The sequence below is a fragment of the Enteroscipio rubneri genome, assembly GCF_002899715.1.
In the GTDB taxonomy this organism is placed as follows: domain Bacteria; phylum Actinomycetota; class Coriobacteriia; order Coriobacteriales; family Eggerthellaceae; genus Enteroscipio; species Enteroscipio rubneri.
Genome location: NZ_PPEK01000003.1, coordinates 170,568 through 183,520, shown reverse-complemented (window position 1 = coordinate 183,520; position 12,953 = coordinate 170,568). Strand labels below are relative to the sequence as shown.

Here is a 12,953-nt window from a genome sequence, read left to right as displayed (position 1 = left end):
AGTGCGCTCAAGCTTCTTCGGCGGCGGCTACTCACGTTTCGCGCCTCCGCGAGCAGAAGCGCCCTTGCGCCTCCGACCGCTATACAAAGGCCCGCCGAAGCGGGCCCTCGTTGCTAGATGTTATCGCGGATGCCGAGCTTCTTGATAAGTGCGCGGTATTCCTCGATATCGCGGTTCTTGACGTATTTCAAGAGGCCGCGGCGCTTGCCGATGAGCATCATCAGACCGCGCTGGGTGTGCTTGTCCTTCTTGTGCACCTTGAGGTGCTCGGTGAGGTTGCGGATGCGCTCCGTGAGGATGGCGATCTGCACCTCCGGACTGCCGGAGTCGCCTTCGCCCTTGCCGAACTCTTTCACGAGTTCCGCCGTGCGCTCCTTGGTGATGCTCAGTTTGCTTGCCATGTGCTTCTCCACCTTTCGTTTGCGGTCGCCTCTTTGACGCCGCATGCTCGCGCGCTGCCCGAACCGGCTGCGCGCCATTCGTACTCCCCTCTGGGTGGGCATGCGGTGAGACATGCGGACCAAGCGGGAAGCGCCTGCGTTTTCGCAGCTCGCTTATTGTAGGCGAAGGCCCGGATGCCGGCAAGCGCGCAAGCATGCGCGCCACAGGTTACCCACAAAGGCACCTCGTTTTCTCTCGCCTCGCCCGGAAGCGGAGCCTATGCGAAGAGGCGCTCGTTAGCTCGCCGAAGGCGCGCGGACGGCCACGCTCGGCCCCTGCGGTATCCAGATGGTGAAAGACGTGAGGCCAGCGTCGCTCGCCGCGTAGATATCGCCTCCGTGGGCGCGGGCGATCTCACGGGCGATGGCCAGGCCCAGTCCCGCCCCTCCGGCCGACGAAGCGCGCGCTTCGTCGGCACGGAAGAATTTCTCGAAGATGCGCTCGAGGTGCGCAGGCGACAGCTCCCTTCCCCGGTCGGTGACCGTGATCTGCCACCAGACAAAGCCGTCGGCGCCGGTGGCGAGCGCTGTGTGCACTGCGACCTCGGTTCCGGCGTCTGCATAGGCGACGGCGTTCTTCATTACGTTGTTGAGTATGCGGGCGACCCGCCCGGCATCAGCGAACACCTCCAGCTCGGCGGGGCCGGCATACGACAGGCTCAGCCCCCTGCCCTCCGCGAGCGGATAGAACTCGTCGATCACCTGGTTGCAGAACAGCGCGCCGTCAAAGCGCGAGCGCTCAATGGGGATGCTCTGCAGGTTGTAGCGAGTGATCTCGAAGAACTCCTCGAGCAGCTCCTCGAGTTTGTAGGCCTTATCCAAGGCGATGCCCGTATAGCGCGCTCGCACGTCCACGGGAAGGTCGGGTGAGTCTCCGAGCAGGGTGAGGTATCCGATGATGGACGTGATGGGGGTCTTGATGTCGTGCGCGAGGTAGGCGACGAGCTCGTTCTTGCGCTCCTCGGCCGCTTTCGCGGCGCGCTCCGCACGGTCCTGCTCCGTCTTCACCTGGTTGAGCGCGAGGGCCGTTGCGGCCAGTTCGGGCGGAAGCGATACGGGCTCGTCGCGCTTGGCCAGGATGCTCTCGACCGAGGCGAGCAGCAGATCGAAGTATCTGAACGCCTGGTTAACGCCGGCGCGGACGACGAGGTAGATCCCACTGAAGTAGCAGATGACCACAAGCGGCCAGAACAGCACCGTGACCATGCTGTAGAGCGTCCAACTCTGTCCCACGAACGCGTAGAGGATATCCGACACGAAAGGCTTGAAGAACGTGAGGAAGGCCCAGAGTGCCGCAGCGAAACCGGCCGTGAACCCTGCGATGTAGAGCACCTGCCGCTTGAGTACAGCGGATACGAGCTGCTTTTTCTGAGTGGAATCGGCGGTCATGAGGTTCCCTTCCGAATACGCTATCCGATGCGGTAGCCCACGCCCCACACGGTCTCGATAAACTCTTGGGACGAGTCGACGGCGGCGAGCTTCTTGCGGAGGTGGCGCACGTGCACCATGACGGTGCCCGCGCTCTGGGCGTTCGCTTCTTCCTTCCACACGGTTTCGAAGAGATCCTTCGAAGGAAGGGGGCGCCCAGCATGGCGGACGAGGCAGGCGAGGATGGCAAATTCCTTCGGCGTGAGCGAGAGCGCCTCGCCATGCAGCGCCGCCTCGAACGATCCTTCGTCTACGGTGATGCCGTGCGCTTCGAGCACGCCGGGAGTCTCCGCCGGCCGGGACGCGCGGCGAATGCGGGCTTTCACGCGAGCCATAAGCTCGCGAGGCTTGAAGGGCTTCACCACGTAGTCGTCAGCTCCCAGCTCGAAGCCCACCACCTTGTCGATCTCCTCGTCTTTTGCAGTGAGGAAGATGATGGGAGCGTCGCTTCGCCGGCGAATCTCGCGGCAGCAGGAAAACCCATCGAGACAGGGCATCATGATGTCGAGGATGACGAGGTCGAAGGGCGCGCGCTCGTGCACCTCCAGCAGATCGGCGCCGGCATAGAACACGTGCGGCTCGAATCCCGATTCCGTAAGCAGCTGTCCGACCAGATCGGCGATTGCCGTCTCGTCATCGCATACCGCGATGCGCTTGCTTTCTCCCACCATCGCTCCTCTCGCTATCGTCGCCTTTATGGTATCAGGTCGAGCGCCCTCGCCCCCGCAGCGCTCGTTGCTTTAAGGAATTTTTAAGAGACCAGGAGGAACCTTCAGAAATCGGTTCCCGCTTCTTCCGGGACGGCAACGATGCATGCGGCGATACTGGATACGAAGACGCCGCTTGGAAAATACATTTGCGAAGGGAGAGGCTCATGACGTATTCGAACGGGTTCGCCGCAGGGGCGCGACGTCGCACCGTGCACCCCAGAACGGTCGGCGGCGCGCACCAGCGCGGAAGGCAGGCTCTCTTCGATCCCGCAGCGGGATACAGCCGAGGCTCCGCAACGTACCGTCGCTTCGTGCGGCGCCGAAGCTTGCGGCGCATCGGCGCTACCGCAGCCGCCCTCCTCGCTGTCGTCGCGTTTGCGTCTGCGACGTGGCTCGCCCTTTCATCTGCGTCGGCGCATGCCGGCGGCGCGCCCGACACAAGCTCGAATGCGCCGCAGAGCACGCCGAAGAGCGACTGGCATGCGGGCGACGTTCCCAAGCTGTACCAACGCGACGTCGCCTGGGCTGACGCGCGCTACGGCGACGACAGCTTCGCGGAATCAGGGTGCGGACCTACCTGCATGGCCATGGTCTACATCGGGCTCACGGGCCGCAACGACCTGCTCCCAACCGACATTGGCGCGATATCGGAGCGCATGGGGTGCATCACGCCTGAAGGTACGACCTGGTCGTTCATGACCGAAGGAGCGTCGCAGATCGGCCTTTCGGCCGAAGAGCTGCCCGCGGACGAGATGAGTGTCCGCCAAGCCCTTCTCGGCGGATCGTACGTCATCTGCAGCATGGGACCAGGCGATTTCACAACGACGGGTCACTTCATCGTTCTTGTTGGGATCGACGAGAACGGCAAGCTCATCGTCCGCGATCCCAACAGCCCGGAGCGCACGAATCGGACTTGGAGCTTCGACGACATCCTCGGCCAGGCGCGTAATCTTTGGGCTTATTCTGCGGCCTGAGCTTTGCGCAGGCCGCGCACGAGCTGATCGGCGCAGGAAGTCGACCGCCGTCCGCAGGTGTTCCCCTCAAGCACGGCGGCCACCTCCTCCACGCTCATGCCCTCGATGAGCTTCGACACGGCTTTCAGGTTGCCGTTGCAACCGCCGACGAAGTCCACGTGGGAGACGCGATCTCCGTCGAGCTCGATGTGGATCTCGTGCGAGCAGACACCGCGGGGAGTGTACGTGTACATGATAGCGCTCCTCTCATTCGAGCTGTATTCTGCCACAGCGCCGCGAGGGCGCCAAGGCGGGGCGGCGCAGACGGCCTAGAACAACCCGCAGGTGAACAGGAAGTTCAGGGATTTCAAGTCGGATCCGACGTGATCGCGTATCCATTGCCGGCAGAATCCGAGCGCCGCGAACCCCGCGGCAGGGCCCGCGTCCATAGCCTCGATCTCAGCGAACGTCGACGCGAGGAGCGTGCGGCACCAGGCGATCGCAGGCATGGGCTCAAGCACGGTCTCGATGCTCGCATTGCAGGCGGTGCACACGATGCCCCCCTCGCGGAACGAAACCGGCACCAGGCTGTCAATGGAATCAGCTTCGAGCGGTCTGCCGCAGCCGACGCAGACATCCAAGCTGGGCCGCAGTCCTGCGAAGGCGAGCGTCTTGAGTAGATGCGCGGCTGTAATGGCAGGCACTTGGGAAGCGGTGACGCGGCAAAGGCTTCGGAACGCGGTGCGGGAAAGATCGAACAGACGCGGGTTCTCGAGTCCCAGCTGAGTGATACGGTCGAGCAGCTCGGCCATGGGGGCGGCTCCTGCCGCATGCTCCAAATCCCGGCGCAGCCGTTCGTTGCTTTCGACGAGGCGCGCTTCCTTCACGATGTCGAGGCTTCTCCCTCGTGCGACGAGAGCATCCACTGCGGAATAGAGCTCTAGGCGCGACGCGAAGCTTGTCGGTTTGCGGGCGCCTTTCGCCACCGCACGAATCTGCGAGCCGTCCTCGACGATGAGTGTCAAAACGAGATCGCTCTCGCCGAGCTTCGTTTTGCGCAACACGATGCCGCGCACGTCATAGGTCGCGGAGGCCATAGAAGCGCGCCTAGCCTAAGCTGACGATCTCGTTGTCGCCATTCCATACAATCGTGCCTGTTTTCCGCTTCGAGGATCCGTACACCGTCTCGCCATCGAGCGTTGTGACCGCGCGTCCGGTGATGGCGAAGGCAGTGGTCTCGTTGCCTTCATAGGAGACGCCGTCCACCGATTCGATCTCGTAGGCAACACCGTCGATAGTAACCGTGCCGACGCCCTCGAGGTAGCTCCGCGCAGCGCTTTCGAGTTCCGAGCCGCGCGACTTCGCCAACGACACGGTCACCGTCGAACCGGAAGCTAGCTCGGATCCGGCGCCGGGATCCACGGCCACGGCCGTCCCTTCCTCCACGCTGTCGTCGTAGACGTAGGCTGCGTCGGCCACGTATCCTTCCGCCTCGAGCGCCGCCTTTGCCTCGTCCCACTTCATACCGACGACATCAGGTACCGTGAAAGGAACAGAGACGGTTATCGTGATGGGAGTCGCGGCTTTGCCCTTTGTCTCAGGCTCGGGTGAGACGGCCAGCACCGTTCCCGCATGCTCGTCAGACTTCTGCGTGACGAACTCGATGTTGTCGAATCCTTCCTGCTCGAACAGCGCGGCGGCTTCGTCGCGCTGCATGCCCACAACAGACGGCACCAAGCGGGCTGCCGAGACGTGAATCACGACTTCGGTGCCCTCTTCCTGCCGAGCACCGGCGCTCGGATCCATCAGCAGCACAACGCCCTCGGTTTCATCGGACTTCACCTGCGTAGCCCGCACCGAGAAGCCCTTTTCCTCAAGCAGATAGGTCGCGTCGGCTTGGGTTCTTCCCACAACGTCGGGCAGCATCTTGCCGCCCCACAGCTCAAGATAGTACGTGATGCCCGCCGCACCTGCCGCAAGCGCGAGCAGTACGGCCAAGATGATGACGATCGCGTTCTTCTTGCCGTTCTTTTTCTTGCGGGGGTCAGGGGCACGATACTCCTTCTGCTGCGGCGCCTCCCCCCCGTCGATGCGCGGCATCTCCATCGTATCGCCCGAGAGCCATGAAGCCCGAGGCGCCACGTAGTCGGAATCCACAAGCCGTTCCTCGTCTTCAGAACAGTGTGAGGCGTCAGTCGAGGAGGGTCGTTCGAAGGCGCGCGTCGCCTGGGAGGCCGCTGCATGTTCGTCGATGGTCGCCTCCCGGTCGTCCTCCTCCTCGATGTCGGAAAAGTCGAAGGCGTTGCCATTCTCGTCGACGTTAATGCCGGCGACATTGATGGCGGGGAGCTGCGCTGGATCAATAGGACCCGACGAGTTCGGGCGGACGTTCGCAGACGGCCGCGAATCTTCGTCTGGGACCGGCTCGAAGTCCCCTTCGAGCGCATCGAGCGATGCGGAACGCGCCTCGGCTTCGGATGCGCCGCCGGCCTCGTCCAATGCGGAAGAGGGCTTCGGCGGCGCATCCGAGTCGCTCTGCGCCGCGCCCCGGATGTCGCTTTCAGGCTCCAGCGCATCTGTGCGCGCGGCCGAGACTGAAGTCGCAGCCGCCACTTCGGCGATCTTGCCAGAGAGCGGAAACCCGCACTCATTGCAGAATTTTGCACTGTCCCGGTTATCGGATTGGCAGTTCGGACAGATCATGCTCTCATACTCCCTCGAAGCTCCTTCGAAACGGCGGTATGCGAAGATTGTAGCTGAAAACCGGTCGCACGACGCCGGGCAACCCCTCGTTTCCCCGGTTCATGACAATACTTGCAGAACTTCCCGGGCGCTCGCCGATCGCGCTGCGGCGAACGCTCAAGAAGCTAGTAAAGCCGTCCGAGAGCGCGAGCAGCCGGCGATTCCTGCCCAGTTCTGTTTGCCTTCGCCATGGTGTATTCTGATCGCATGAGAAACGAGCGATCCAAACCGATAAAGCGACCTTCCGTGCGCGCTGCGCGCCGCGTCGGCTCGCAGCCGTCGCGCAGGGGCGCATCGACGACGCCGGCCGTTCTGGGGGGCGCATCCATCCAGCGCCGCGGTTTGCATCCGACCTGGGTCGTTGCCGGCGTTGCCCTGATCGCGGTCGTCGTCGTTCTCGTCGTCTTCGCTGCAGGCGCTTTTTCGAGCGCGCCTGCGCAAGCACCGGCGGATAACACCGGAGGCGAGACGGCGTCTTCGGATCCGACTGCAATCACCCTCACATTCGCGGGCGATTGCACGCTCGGCACCGATGAAAGCTTCGATCGGAGCACGAGTTTCAACGCGCGCTACGACAGCGTGGACGATCCTTCGTGGTTTTTCTCCAATGTGGCGGGCATCTTCGCCGCCGACGATCTCTCCATCGTGAACATGGAGGGGACTTTGACCGAATCCTCTGATCGTCAGGACAAGACGTTCGCTTTCAAAGGGGATGCGGAATACGCTCAGGTGCTCGTTCAGGGCGATGTCGAGGCAGCGTCCATGGCGAACAACCATTCGAAAGACTACGGCGAGCAAAGCTACGCCGACACGATCGCGACGCTCGAGGGTGCCGGCATTTCGACGTTTGGCTACGAGCGCATCGCCTACTTCGACGTGAAAGGCGTAAAAGTGGCCCTCATCGGCACGTACGAACTCGCTCTAGGAATCGATGTCGAAGACGAGATGACGGCTAACATCCGGGCAGCGCAAGAAGCGGGTGCCCGGATCATAGCCGTATATGCACACTGGGGGGTCGAACGGGAATACGTGCCAGACGATGTTCAGATCGAGCTTGCGCACAGCGCCATCGATGCCGGCGCGCATCTTGTGATAGGCTCGCATCCCCACGTCATCCAGGGCTATGAGAAATACAAGGGGCGCTACATTGTCTACAGTCTGGGGAACTTCTGCTTTGGAGGCAACAGCGACCCCGACGACAAGGACTGCCTGATGTTTCAGCAGACGTTCGCCGTCGCCGGTGATGAAGTCGCGGACGACGACGCTGTGGACATCATTGCCTGCTCCATCTCCTCGACAAGCGAACGCAATAACTACCAGCCCACTCCGGCCGAAGGGTCCGAGAAAGAGCGCATCGAAGCGAAGGTACGCGAAAGCAACGCCGCCATTGCCGAACGCTCGGCGGCGCTCCAAGACTAGACGATCCGGGCCGGGGCACCTCACGTCCAGCAGATCCACGCCTGCAGCGCGAGCATACGTTCGGACGCGGATCGAAAAGAACCTCAGAACCTCAGAGCTCTTCTTCCGCAAAGCACTCGACCATCCGCTTCGGGATAGCCGCAGGCCATTACGCGCCTTCGCCGTAGCCGAAGCGGCGAATCTGACTCGCGTCGCGCCTCCAATTCTTCTTCACTTTCACCGACAGATCCAAATAGACGCGCGTTCCGAGTAGTTGTTCGAGGTCGGCGCGCGCTTCGATGCCGATTTGCTTGATAGCGGCGCCTTTCTTGCCAATAATGATGCCTTTTTGGCTGTCGCGCTCCACGTACACGATGGCATAGATACGAGTGAGATCCTTTTTTTTGACGTATTCCAACTCCTCGACGCGTACGCCGATGGCATGCGGCACTTCGTCGCGAAAAGTGCGCAGGATCTTCTCGCGAACGAACTCGGCGACGACGACTTCGAGAGGCTGGTCAGTCTCCATATCTTTCGGGAACCACGCCGGCCCTGGCGGCAGCATGCCGGCTACCGTGTCGACGAACTCCCGAACACCCGCACCCGTCTCGGACGACAAGGCCACGACTGCGTCCCATGGAGCGAGTTTCGTTGCCGCTTCTTGCTGCGCCGCCAGCCGCTCTGAGTCCACGAGGTCGATCTTCGACAGCACGAGCACTTTCTTGGCACGCACATGCGCAAGCTGTGCTGCCACCCATTCATCCCCCGTGCCGACCGGCTTCGAGGAATCCACGAGCATGGCGGCCACGTCCACATCCTCAAGCGCCTTCAAGGCGGAGGTGTTCAGCTCTTCTCCAAGGGCATCATGAGGCTTGTGCAGACCCGGCGTGTCCACCAGTATGAGCTGGTAATCGTCGCGCGTGAGCACCGTGCGGAATCGATGCCTCGTCGTCTGTACGGTATTGGAGGTGATGGCGATCTTTTTGCCCATGATGGCGTTCACGAGCGTCGACTTGCCGGCGTTCGGGCGGCCGACAAGCGTGACGAATCCGGAACGAAAATCGGGATCGGAAGCTTCCAAGGGATTCCTTTCGTTATTGGCAGAACAAAGCGAACGCCGGCGGGAGGAACACGGCGCAAGCCACGATCAGAGAGCCGATTGCGCAGAGGAGCACGGCGCCGGCAGCGCAGTCCTTCGCGTGTTTGGCAAGGTCGGCATAACCCGGAGATACGAGATCCACCACGGATTCAAGTGCCGTGTTGACGCATTCGACGGCCGGCACGAGTGCGATGCACACGGCGACGGCAGCCCATGAGAGCGGGTCGATGGCCAGGACGAAGCCAAGGATCACAGCCAAGACGGCCGCAGCTACGTGGATTTTCATGTTGCGTTGGGTCTTCAGGGCGTATAACAGCCCGCTTATCGCACAGGCGAAAGCGTTGACCAGCGAAAACCTTGAGTGTGATGCCTTGTCCGCCTCGTTTCGGACGAACCCTTCCTCGCCGAAACCCGGCTCATCGCGGACCTCGGGGTCACCGACCGGACGGTTTTCTCCGCCCACAGCGTTTGAAGCGTTCATCCCCAATCCCGTCTCGCGTACCTAGCGCTTAGACCAAGCTTCGAGAATCTCGGCCTCGCGCTTTTCCATGACCTCCGCCTCGTCGTCCTCCACATGGTCGTAGCCGCAGAGATGCAAAAGGCCGTGTACGAGAAGCAAACTGATTTCTTCTTCGAACGTGGTGCCGAATTCGCGGGTCTGCCGGCTGGCGACATCGGGAGCGATCACGACGTCGCCGAGTTCGAAGATGGGGTCCTCGGCCAGCGTCATGGCGGACAAGTCGTCGTCCACGCCGTCGCATTCAAAGGAAAGCACGTCGGTAGGGCCGGTCTTGCCGCGGTATTTCTCGTTGAGCTCCGCGATGGCCTCGTCGGTGACGAAGCTGATTGATACCTCCGTATTGAAGGGTTTGTCCTCGCGTGCGAGCACGAACCGCGTAAGCTCCTCGAGCGGTAGCTTCTCAAGATCCTCTTTGCGGTAGTCGTAGCTGATTTGGATATCCATTGTCGTCAAGCCTTTCTGCTCGCTTGGTCGTATGCGGCGACGATGGCCGCTACAAGCGAATGGCGCACCACGTCCTTGCCGGTGAAATCGCAGAATGCGATATCGTCGAGTCCTTCGAGAATGCTGCGAACCCCCTTGAGGCCCGAAATGCCCTTTGGAAGGTCGAGTTGCGTAACGTCGCCGGTCACGACCATCTTCGAGCCAAAGCCGAGGCGCGTGAGAAACATCTTCATCTGTTCAGGCGTGGTATTCTGCGCTTCATCGAGAATGATGAAGCTATCGTTCAACGTGCGTCCGCGCATAAACGCGAGCGGAGCGATCTCGATGACCCCGCCTTCGATGAGCTGCTGGGCGCGTTCCATGTCGGTCATATCGAACAGCGCGTCATAGAGCGGCCGAATATAAGGATCCACCTTCTCGGTGAGGGTCCCCGGCAGGTAGCCCAGGCTCTCCCCCGCTTCCACTACCGGGCGCGTGAGGATGATGCGCCCCACCTCCTTGCGTTTGAGCGCAGCCACGGCCATAGCCATGGCAAGATAGGTCTTGCCGGTGCCCGCCGGCCCGATGCCGAAGGTGATGGTGTTCTCGCGGATGGCGTCGACGTAGCGTTTCTGGCCCGCCGTCTTCGGACGGATAGCGCGACCGCGGTACGTGAGCAGGATGTCCTCGCGCAATGCTTGAGGAGAGAACTCGGCCGTATGCAACAGGTCGATCGTACGGCGCACGTAGCCAACGCTCGGCTCGCCGCCGTCTTCGACCAGCTTGATAAGATCGCTGAACAATGCAGTGAGCGATTGCACTTCAAGGGGGTCGCCCTCGAGCACGATAGAGTCCCCACGGACGGTGATGCGCGCTTGGAACGCATCTTGCACGAGATGGAGCAGCTCGTCTGCCGGACCCACGACAAGCGCCATGTTCACACTCTGCGGGGCGGTCAAAGTAATTTGCGTCTGATCTGTCATAGGCAGCATTGTACCATGCCCCCTCCTGCCGTGCGCCCTTGTCACTGAACCGACAAGGGCAAACAGCGAACGCGCATGGCTTCTGACGGGGGCGATGCGCCATCGATCGTCACCTTCGTGAGCGCTCCCACCGGAATTCCGGTGGGAGCCGCGACCTCGAAGTAGCTTTCCGTCATCGCGATGCCGGCCTCCTCGACCAGAGCGAGTTCGACGGTTCCGACGCGACGGATTCGCTCGGCCGTGCGCAGCTCGTCGCCGAGGGAGCGCAAGGCCGCAGCACGCGCAGCCTTAACCTCGGGCGGTACCTGGTCTGTGCGCTCGGCGGCGGGTGTGCCGTCGCGCCGGGAGTAGGGAAAGGCGTGGATCTTCGCGAAACGACAGGCTCGCGCCACATCGAGCGTCTCCTGGAACTCGACGTCGGTCTCGCCTGGAAATCCCGCAATGATATCGGTGGATAGCGCGAGCCCGGGCACGGCGGCATGGAGGCGCTCGACGAGCGCGCGGAACTGATCCGCATCGTAGGGGCGTGCCATCTCGCGCAGCACCTTCGAACTGCCAGATTGGAGCGGTAGATGCAGATGGCGGCAGATGCGGCCGTCGGCGGTGGCGAGAAGATCGACAAGCGCATCATCCACGTCGCGAGGTTCGACACTCGAAATACGGAAGCGACACGGCAACTCGCCCGGTGCGCGCAGGCGTTCCGTCTCGCCGAGCAAGCGGCGCAGCAGGCCGGCCAAGCGCATCGCGGACGCATCGCGCTTCGCGCCATCGCAATACGATCCCAGGTTGATGCCTGTAAGCACGATTTCTCTGACGCCTGCCGCTGCGAGAGCGACGCATTCGGCCGTCACTTCGTCGGCAGGCCTGCTCGTCGCGCGACCGCGCGCAACGTGCACGATGCAGTACGTACACGCGTTGTCGCAGCCGTCCTGCACCTTCACACCGACGCGCGAGCGGAAACCCGCGCCCACCGGCAGCGACGCGACGAGCGGAGAGCGAGCGCCCATGTCGTTGGCGAGTTTTCTCACACGAGCGGACAGCGCCGCCTTGGCCACGCATTCTACGCGCTCGTCCAAACTTTCGTAGAACGCTGCGTCGACGGCGGCGGCGCAACCCGTGACGACGACAGTCGCAGTCGGGTTCGTGCGCAATGCGCGGCGGACGGCCTTGCGCGTCTTCTTTTCGGCCTCGCCAGTGACCGTGCACGTATTCACCACGATTAGATCGGCGTCCTCCTCGCGCGCAGGCGAGGCCCCCTGCGCGAGAAGCACGGCAGCCGCCGCGTCCGACTCGACACGGTTCACCTTGCACCCTAGGTTGACGACAGCGAAGTTCATCAGATCCCCTCTAAAGGCCGGCTGATCGTAGCAGGCCGCGGGATGCGTCCGGCCTCCTGCGCGAAGGATGCGTCTACGTCGCGCCCTGCGGCGCGTTTCGACCGGCCTGCCCAGGCATCCAGCTTGCGCGTCGAACGTGCGAGCTCATGCAGGACGATCGCGGGAGCCACGATGCCGGCCGTTTCGGTGCGCAGGATAGACGGACCGAGCGTGACGAGCGATGCTCGGGAATTGCAGGCAAGCATCGCGTCCACTTCGCGCTTCGCAAGGCCCCCCTCGGGGCCCACGACCACCGCCACGCGAGCCTCGTCAGGTGAAGCACCGCACCGCGCGAGTGCGCGTTCCAAGGCTTCGTCGATGCTCGCATGCGAAGGGGCATCCTCCCAGCATACGAGCACGGCCGAAGCATTCGCGAGAATCCCGCACACCTCGTCAAGTAACGCCGGCTTGCATACCTCCGGAACGGAACGCTGCCCCGACTGCATAGCGGCGCTCTTCGCTACGGCGCGCCAACGCTCGGTTCTCGCCGCGGCCTTCTTTCTGTCCAGCTTCACGATGGATCGATCGGCCGTGTAAGGCACGAACCCTGCAACGCCCAGCTCGGTAGCATGTCTGATCACGGTTTCCATTTTGTCGCCCTTGGCAAGACCCTGCACGAGCAGGACGGTCGGGCCGTCCGGCTCCGCTTCGAAGCGTCGCGCAATGCGCACGAGCGGGAGCGCGTCATCGAAAGCGACAACCTCGCATTCGAAATAATCCTGAACCGCATCGATTACCGCGATATGCTCTTTTGATGCGAGCCGGAGCACGCGGGCGTGCTTCGCGTCATCGATCGAGAGGCGCAGCGGGAACACTTCGCCGACCTCTTCACCTAGTACCTGATCTTCAAGGTAAAAATGCTGCAGGGACATCGCTACCTG

General features: G+C 62.5%; 14 protein-coding genes. 2 read left to right on the top strand and 12 right to left on the bottom strand.

Annotated elements, in window-relative coordinates; genetic code table 11:
• Window positions 1-113: 113 nt before the first annotated feature.
• From rpsO to C2L71_RS04750, 3 genes are all read right to left on the bottom strand, one after another.
• Window positions 114-401 carry a 30S ribosomal protein S15 gene (gene rpsO, locus C2L71_RS04760; protein WP_103264673.1) on the bottom strand — a complete coding sequence of 96 codons (288 nt, stop codon included), beginning with the start codon at window positions 399-401 and terminating at the stop codon, window positions 114-116.
• Window positions 402-677: 276 nt separating this feature from the next.
• Complete coding sequence (locus C2L71_RS04755) at window positions 678-1,829, bottom strand: sensor histidine kinase (protein WP_103264618.1); 1,152 nt, start codon at window positions 1,827-1,829, stop codon at window positions 678-680.
• Window positions 1,830-1,849: 20 nt separating this feature from the next.
• Complete coding sequence (locus tag C2L71_RS04750; RefSeq protein ID WP_103264617.1) at window positions 1,850-2,539, bottom strand: response regulator transcription factor; 690 nt, start codon at window positions 2,537-2,539, stop codon at window positions 1,850-1,852.
• A gap of 203 nt (window positions 2,540-2,742) precedes the next feature.
• On the opposite strand from C2L71_RS04750, the gene C2L71_RS04745 reads away from it, so the two are divergent.
• On the top strand, window positions 2,743-3,552 hold the full coding sequence (locus tag C2L71_RS04745) for a C39 family peptidase (RefSeq protein WP_239926361.1): 810 nt from the start codon (window positions 2,743-2,745) through the stop codon (window positions 3,550-3,552).
• Here C2L71_RS04745 and C2L71_RS04740 read toward each other — a convergent pair.
• From C2L71_RS04740 to C2L71_RS04730, 3 genes are read right to left on the bottom strand one after another with little or no spacing between them, the layout of a single operon-like run.
• Window positions 3,537-3,821 (bottom strand): TIGR03905 family TSCPD domain-containing protein, encoded by a 285-nt coding sequence (locus C2L71_RS04740; RefSeq protein WP_476729634.1) that lies wholly within the window; start codon window positions 3,819-3,821, stop codon window positions 3,537-3,539. The genes C2L71_RS04745 and C2L71_RS04740 overlap by 16 nt on opposite strands.
• A 39-nt stretch (window positions 3,822-3,860) precedes the next feature.
• Complete coding sequence (recO, locus tag C2L71_RS04735) at window positions 3,861-4,628, bottom strand: DNA repair protein RecO (protein WP_103264615.1); 768 nt, start codon at window positions 4,626-4,628, stop codon at window positions 3,861-3,863.
• 10 nt (window positions 4,629-4,638) lie between these two features.
• Window positions 4,639-6,234 carry a PASTA domain-containing protein gene (locus C2L71_RS04730; RefSeq protein ID WP_103264614.1) on the bottom strand — a complete coding sequence of 532 codons (1,596 nt, stop codon included), beginning with the start codon at window positions 6,232-6,234 and terminating at the stop codon, window positions 4,639-4,641.
• A gap of 285 nt (window positions 6,235-6,519) precedes the next feature.
• On the opposite strand from C2L71_RS04730, the gene C2L71_RS04725 reads away from it, so the two are divergent.
• Window positions 6,520-7,692 carry a CapA family protein gene (locus C2L71_RS04725; protein WP_204600456.1) on the top strand — a complete coding sequence of 391 codons (1,173 nt, stop codon included), beginning with the start codon at window positions 6,520-6,522 and terminating at the stop codon, window positions 7,690-7,692.
• 148 nt (window positions 7,693-7,840) lie between these two features.
• Here C2L71_RS04725 and era read toward each other — a convergent pair whose 3' ends face one another.
• Genes era through C2L71_RS04695 form a run of 6 tightly spaced genes read right to left on the bottom strand, consistent with a single transcriptional unit; the run spans window position 7,841 to window position 12,944 of the window.
• Window positions 7,841-8,752: a GTPase Era gene (era, locus tag C2L71_RS04720; protein WP_103264612.1), complete on the bottom strand. Its 912-nt coding sequence runs from the start codon at window positions 8,750-8,752 to the stop codon at window positions 7,841-7,843.
• A gap of 13 nt (window positions 8,753-8,765) precedes the next feature.
• Complete coding sequence (locus tag C2L71_RS04715; RefSeq protein ID WP_103264611.1) at window positions 8,766-9,251, bottom strand: diacylglycerol kinase family protein; 486 nt, start codon at window positions 9,249-9,251, stop codon at window positions 8,766-8,768.
• A gap of 21 nt (window positions 9,252-9,272) precedes the next feature.
• Window positions 9,273-9,734, bottom strand: coding sequence for an rRNA maturation RNase YbeY (gene ybeY, locus C2L71_RS04710; RefSeq protein WP_103264610.1), 462 nt, complete (start codon window positions 9,732-9,734; stop codon window positions 9,273-9,275).
• 5 nt (window positions 9,735-9,739) lie between these two features.
• A complete protein-coding gene (locus C2L71_RS04705; RefSeq protein WP_103264672.1) occupies window positions 9,740-10,696 on the bottom strand; it encodes a PhoH family protein in 957 nt (318 codons plus the stop codon).
• A gap of 41 nt (window positions 10,697-10,737) precedes the next feature.
• Entirely contained in the window at window positions 10,738-12,033 is a 1,296-nt protein-coding gene (locus C2L71_RS04700; RefSeq protein WP_103264609.1) for a MiaB/RimO family radical SAM methylthiotransferase, read from the bottom strand.
• Window positions 12,033-12,944 carry an RsmE family RNA methyltransferase gene (locus tag C2L71_RS04695; protein ID WP_103264608.1) on the bottom strand — a complete coding sequence of 304 codons (912 nt, stop codon included), beginning with the start codon at window positions 12,942-12,944 and terminating at the stop codon, window positions 12,033-12,035. Before C2L71_RS04695 ends, C2L71_RS04700 begins: the two co-directional genes overlap by 1 nt.
• Window positions 12,945-12,953 lie beyond the last annotated feature (9 nt).

Coding starts and splice junctions, on each gene's coding strand:
- rpsO (WP_103264673.1), bottom strand. CDS start 401: ATGGCAAGCAAACTGAGCATCACCAAGGAGCGCACGGCGGAACTCGTG.
- C2L71_RS04755 (WP_103264618.1), bottom strand. CDS start 1,829: ATGACCGCCGATTCCACTCAGAAAAAGCAGCTCGTATCCGCTGTACTC.
- C2L71_RS04750 (WP_103264617.1), bottom strand. CDS start 2,539: ATGGTGGGAGAAAGCAAGCGCATCGCGGTATGCGATGACGAGACGGCA.
- C2L71_RS04745 (WP_239926361.1), top strand. CDS start 2,743: ATGACGTATTCGAACGGGTTCGCCGCAGGGGCGCGACGTCGCACCGTG.
- recO (WP_103264615.1), bottom strand. CDS start 4,628: ATGGCCTCCGCGACCTATGACGTGCGCGGCATCGTGTTGCGCAAAACG.
- C2L71_RS04730 (WP_103264614.1), bottom strand. CDS start 6,234: ATGATCTGTCCGAACTGCCAATCCGATAACCGGGACAGTGCAAAATTC.
- C2L71_RS04715 (WP_103264611.1), bottom strand. CDS start 9,251: ATGAACGCTTCAAACGCTGTGGGCGGAGAAAACCGTCCGGTCGGTGAC.
- ybeY (WP_103264610.1), bottom strand. CDS start 9,734: ATGGATATCCAAATCAGCTACGACTACCGCAAAGAGGATCTTGAGAAG.
- C2L71_RS04705 (WP_103264672.1), bottom strand. CDS start 10,696: ATGACAGATCAGACGCAAATTACTTTGACCGCCCCGCAGAGTGTGAAC.
- C2L71_RS04700 (WP_103264609.1), bottom strand. CDS start 12,033: ATGAACTTCGCTGTCGTCAACCTAGGGTGCAAGGTGAACCGTGTCGAG.
- C2L71_RS04695 (WP_103264608.1), bottom strand. CDS start 12,944: ATGTCCCTGCAGCATTTTTACCTTGAAGATCAGGTACTAGGTGAAGAG.